5 protein-coding genes are annotated in these 5110 nt (G+C 53.0%); 4 read left to right on the top strand and 1 reads right to left on the bottom strand.

Going from position 1 to position 5110, the window contains the following annotated elements; genetic code table 11:
• The 4 genes from ACI3UA_RS06000 to ACI3UA_RS06015 all read left to right on the top strand — a co-directional run.
• Positions 1–611: methyl-accepting chemotaxis protein (locus tag ACI3UA_RS06000; RefSeq protein WP_439723916.1), on the top strand; the 611-nt coding region annotated here is incomplete at its 5' end.
• A 41-nt stretch (positions 612–652) separates the two neighbouring features.
• Entirely contained in the window at positions 653–1063 is a 411-nt protein-coding gene (locus ACI3UA_RS06005) for a DUF805 domain-containing protein (protein ID WP_439723917.1), read from the top strand.
• A gap of 223 nt (positions 1064–1286) precedes the next feature.
• Positions 1287–2870: a hybrid sensor histidine kinase/response regulator gene (locus ACI3UA_RS06010; protein WP_439723918.1), complete on the top strand. Its 1584-nt coding sequence runs from the start codon at positions 1287–1289 to the stop codon at positions 2868–2870.
• Between the two features lie 25 nt (positions 2871–2895).
• On the top strand, positions 2896–3777 hold the full coding sequence (locus ACI3UA_RS06015) for a diguanylate cyclase domain-containing protein (protein ID WP_439723919.1): 882 nt from the start codon (positions 2896–2898) through the stop codon (positions 3775–3777).
• Between the two features lie 201 nt (positions 3778–3978).
• Here ACI3UA_RS06015 and ACI3UA_RS06020 read toward each other — a convergent pair whose 3' ends face one another.
• A complete protein-coding gene (locus tag ACI3UA_RS06020; RefSeq protein WP_439723920.1) occupies positions 3979–4878 on the bottom strand; it encodes a metal ABC transporter substrate-binding protein in 900 nt (299 codons plus the stop codon).
• Positions 4879–5110: the final 232 nt, after the last annotated feature.

Below are 5110 nucleotides of genomic sequence, written 5' to 3' on the forward strand. Positions count from 1 at the left end.
CTGTTACCGATATTGCGCAGGTTATAGAGAGGCTGGGCGAGCAGAGCCAGCAGATAGGCGTCATTATTGATACCATTTCCTCGATTGCCGACCAGACCAACCTACTGGCGCTGAATGCGGCTATTGAGGCCGCCCGTGCCGGTGAGCATGGCAGGGGCTTTGCCGTTGTAGCCGAGGAGGTAAGGAAGCTGGCTGAGCAGTCGCAGGCTTCTGCCGGCGAGATTGCCGCCGTGGTAGTGGGCATTCAGAAGGATACGGAGAACGCTGTCAAGGCCATGAAGGACGGTGTGGAGCAGGTGAAGAGCGGCACTGGCGCTGTCAAGGAGGCCGGCGGCTCCTTTGCCCACATTGCCGAGATGGTATCCGTGGTGGCTGAGAATTCCAATACCATGGAGAATGCCGTAGGTGTTCTGGCTGACAGCACCATGAAGATTAATGAAGCTATTGAGAAGATTAATGCCATGAGCCGCAATGTGGCCAGCGAGGCAGAAACCGTATCTGCCGCTACGGAGGAGGAAACCGCCTCCATGCTGGAGATTGCAGATGCCAGCCGCAAGCTGGCCGAGCAGGCCCAGGAGCTGCAGAACTCCCTGGCCCAGTTCAGGCTGTAAGGCATTTCAGGGGAAGTGCCCGTTGTCTAGGAGGATGATTTGTGTTAAACAGGTTTATTGGCGGTAGATTGAACCGCAAGAAGTATATTATGTATTATCTGGCTACCATTGCGGCTTCGGTGTTCCTGATGATGATCTTCGGTGCGGCGATGCTGGCAACAGGGCAGCTGGATTATGTGGATGGCGGCACTATGTATATGGGCAGCCTGGCCGTCGGTGTGGCGGCCAATCTGGTGGCGATTTGCCTGGGCATCAGGCGCCTGCATGATCTGGGCAAGGGCGGCTGCTGGACGCTGGCGGTTATTCTGCCTTCGGTATTCAGCTTCTCCGTGTATTTCATTGACGATAAGCTTATCGTTGATCTGGCCAGTGCGCTGGATATCATCGTGCTTTTGGCGCTGGCTGTGCTGAAGGGCAATGACGGGGCTAACGAGTTTGGTCCTGCCTCCTAAGGCTTCTGTGCCTGATTTTTCAGGATATATCCGCATCATATTTTGGTGCGGATATATTTTTTTGCAGGATTTTTGCTTTTCGTGTAGAATAGACAATATGAAAGCCGGAGATAATCGCTGTTAATCATTGTGGGCGGACGCCTGCATATGGGCAGGGCGGATGCAAGGATAGACGGCTATAGATATGCGGCGTTGGAAATTTTGAAGCGGGAGAGATAGCTATATGATGCACGTAGAAACCGATCAGGCCTTGTCGGAAATAACAAAGATGCTTTATGGCTATAATATCATTGTCAATCTGGAAAATGATGAGTTTTTTATCATAGAGGGAACCGGACTGGAGCGGACGGTGGCCCTGTTCAGGCGCTATGAGAAGTTTTCGGAGGCCTCCATGGCCAACATGAGCATGGTGCCGCCGGCCTATATCGAGGCGATGAAGCGGATTATCAGCATAGATAATCTTTTCAGCCAGCGGGGGCGTGTGGGCTATCTGGGCGGGCTGGAGTACCCTGTGCGCTATCCCGGCGAGAAGGAGTACGAATGGCACGAGGTGAATATGTTTTTCACCATGAACAAGGAGGGCAAGCAGCTCCTGCACCTTCTGGGGCGCAACGTGACCAGGGAGCATGAGGAAAAGCAGAAGCTGGTTGTGGCTCAGGCCGCCAACGAAGCGAAGTCGCAGTTTTTGAACAGCGTTTCCCACGATGTGCGCACGCCGCTGAACGGCATTCTCGGCATGGCGGCCATTGCGGGGATGCACCTTGATGAGCCGGACAAGGTGAAGGAATGCCTGGACAAGATACTGGGGGCGGGCAATCATCTTCTTTCCCTGATTAATGATATTCTGGATTTGTCAAAGATTGAGTCCGGCAATCTGTCTTTGAACAAGGAGACCTTCAGCCTGAAGGACTTGCTGGGCAGCATGGTGGATATGCTGACGCCTCAGGTGGATGCCAAGGGACTGAAATTCAGTTTGGAAATGGGGGAGCTGTCCCATGAGTACGTGGTGGGGGACCAGCTACGTCTGCAGCAGGCCTTTACCAATATAGCCGGCAATGCCGTTAAGTATACCCCGTCAGGGGGCAGTATCAGGATATCCTTCAGGGAGAAGCCGCTGGACAGAAAGACCATCGCAGAGTATGAGTTTGTCTGTCAGGACTCCGGCTTTGGCATGAGCCGTCAGACTGTGGAGAACCTGTTCAAGCCGTTTGAAAGGGCTAACGATGACCGGGTGCAGAAGATTCAGGGCACCGGCCTGGGCATGGCTATCACCCGCAATATAGTGCGCATGATGGACGGGGATATTGCGGTGGAGAGCAGTCTGAATAATGGCAGTACGTTTACGGTTACTTTCCGGATGAAGATGGCAAAAGGTGATGTAAAGCTGCGCAGGGATATCAGCCTGCAGGATTTTGCCAGCAATGATTTTTCGGACAAGCGCGTCCTGCTGGTAGAGGATCACGAGCTGAACCGGGAGATTGCGGCCACCGTGCTGGAAGCGGCAGGCATAGAGGTGGACTGTGCGGAAAACGGGCGGATTGCGCTGGGGAAGGTCAAGAAGTCCCCGGCCGGGTATTACGATCTGGTGCTGATGGATATCAGGATGCCGGTGATGGACGGGCTGGAGGCGGCCAGGGCCATACGCAGGCTGCGGCGGAAGGATGCCGGGACGCTGCCGATTGTGGCCATGAGCGCCAACGCCTTTGCGGAGGATATCTGTAAATCCAAGGCGGCCGGCATGAACGAGCATCTGGCAAAGCCGATTGACCTGGAAAAACTGCTGGGGGTTATGAAAAAATATTGGTAGAAAAGTAAGAATGGGATGTGAGGATATGTCTGGTGTGTCTGGAAAATATTTTAGTGATTCCATGACATTTGAGGAAATGGAGAATATTTTGAGGCTGTTGCCTGCAAATATTTACCTGAAGGATGCTGAGGGCAGGTACATATTCTGCACCCAGTATTGGCGTCATCTGAGGGACAGGGATAAACCGGGCTGGAGTATCCGCGGCAAGACCGATGTGGAGATTCGGGAGGACAAGGAAAATGCCATGCTGGCCATGGAGAAGGACAGGGAGATTATACGGTCGGGCAGGGGATGCCGCTATGTAATCGAGATTTTTCAGAACGGCGTGCAGGAATTTCTGGAAATAGTCAAGGAGCCTGTCAAGGACAGCAGTGGAAACGTGGTAGGCATCGTGGGACTGATTAACGATGTGACGGAGAGTGAAAAAATCAAGCGCAAGCTGAGCCGGCTGGCCATGACGGACAGCCTGACAGGGCTGGGCAACCGCAACAGCCTGATGCGGGATTTGGAGCGGCTGACGGAGGATTCCATGCCGGTGAGTATCGTCAGTGCTGATTGCGACGGCCTGCAGATGGTGAATGATACCTATGGCCGCGCCACAGGGGACGAGTACATCCGCATGACGGCCATGGTCATGGAGCTGGCCCTGCCGGAGGACACCATGGTGTACCGGGTGGGCGGTGATGAGTTCATTATAGTGCTGGTCAACACGGACGAAAATGAGGCCAAGGAGATTATGCGTATTTTCAAGGAGCAGTACGACCAGTACCGCGTCAAGAACCAGCCGCTGAGCATATCCTACGGCATATCCACGGCTGTTTCCGTGCGGGACGACCTGCGCCGCGTGCTGGAGAAAGCCGATCTGGATATGTGCCAGAGGAAACAGCGCAGGAGAAGCGTGCTGTAGGCAGGCGGGACGGCAAGAAAGTGATGAGAAGCGGCTATAAGGGCCGGTAAGCAATAAAAGCTGGCAAAAGGATAATAAAAAGTTAGCAAAAAGATAATAAAAATATTAATAAAAAGCCACAGCCGTGGTGACGCTCAGGGAGCTGTCTCACATGACTGTGGCTTTTTTGTTGCCGCCTTTGGCGGCTCGGTTTCGTTCAGGTTATTTCAGCGCTTCTTTCAGCACAGCTGCGTTTTTCTCCATGGTGGTGATGTAGGCATCCAGCGCGCTGTCGTCGGCCTCGCCTGTTACCACCGGGTCAAGGCTGTAGATTTTTGCGCCTGTTTCACGGCTGATGGTTTCAGCGGCGGACGGAGAATACTGCGGCTCCGTAAACAGCACCTTTACAGGCAGCTTGTTTACTTCCTCGATGGTTTCCTGCAGCTCGGACGGAGTTGGCTCGGTGCCAGGCTCACGCTCGATTACCTTGACGATGTTCAGGTTGAACTCCTTGGCAAAGTAAGGGAAAGCCTCATGGAAGGTCACTATATCCCGGTGAGGCAGGCTGTCCAGCTCGGCGTGGAGCTTTGCCTGCAGTGCCTTAAGCTTGTCGGTGTAGGCCACGGCATTGGCCTTGTAGGCATCGGCGTGTTTTGGGTCAGCCTCGGCAAGCTGGCTGGCGATATTTTCAGCCTGACGGATTGCGTCCGTGATGCTCAGCCAGACATGAGGATTTTCACCCTCATCGTCCTTCAAAAGCTCAATGCCCTTGGAGGCGTCAATGACCTTCATGCCGCTGTGCTCCTTTATGACCTTGTCCAGGAAGGCCTCCATACCGGCTCCGTTGGCCACAAAGGCATCTGCGCTGTCCAGGGTTCTCATGTCGTCGGTGGTCAGCTGGTAATCGTGGAGACAGCCGGTCTGAGGCTTGGTCATATTGACTACCTCTACGCCGTCCACGCCTTTGGTAATATTGGCAGTGGCGATGTAGACAGGATAGAAGGATGTAACAATGCGGAAACTGCCATCGCCCTTTTGGGCAGTGCCTGACTGGCCGCAGCCGGTCAAAAGAACAGTGCAGAGCAATGTAATAACGGTAAAAAGATAAATTATTTTTTTCATCAGGAATCTCCTTTTAGCAGAGCCGCCCTGAAGCGGCAGGTAAATAGTCTTGTAATCAGTGGTCATTACAAGGTGCAGTTCATGGTAGCGAAAAAAACATGCCCTTTTTATAATTTAGCATATTAAATACTAAAATACAAATAAATATTTTCAAAAAATTGCAAAAAAAGATGGCGACACCGAGTTCCGATGCCGCCAATGGGATGGAGAAATGATGTATATGGGATTGTAC

The organism is Anaerovibrio sp. (genome assembly GCF_051866355.1).
In the GTDB taxonomy this organism is placed as follows: Bacteria; Bacillota; Negativicutes; order Selenomonadales; family Selenomonadaceae; genus Anaerovibrio.

Bases quoted from the DNA above. Each gene is read 5' to 3' on its own strand.
- ACI3UA_RS06010 (WP_439723918.1), top strand. From the start codon at position 1,287: ATGATGCACGTAGAAACCGATCAGGCCTTGTCGGAAATAACAAAGATG.
- ACI3UA_RS06015 (WP_439723919.1), top strand. From the start codon at position 2,896: ATGTCTGGTGTGTCTGGAAAATATTTTAGTGATTCCATGACATTTGAG.
- ACI3UA_RS06020 (WP_439723920.1), bottom strand. From the start codon at position 4,878: ATGAAAAAAATAATTTATCTTTTTACCGTTATTACATTGCTCTGCACT.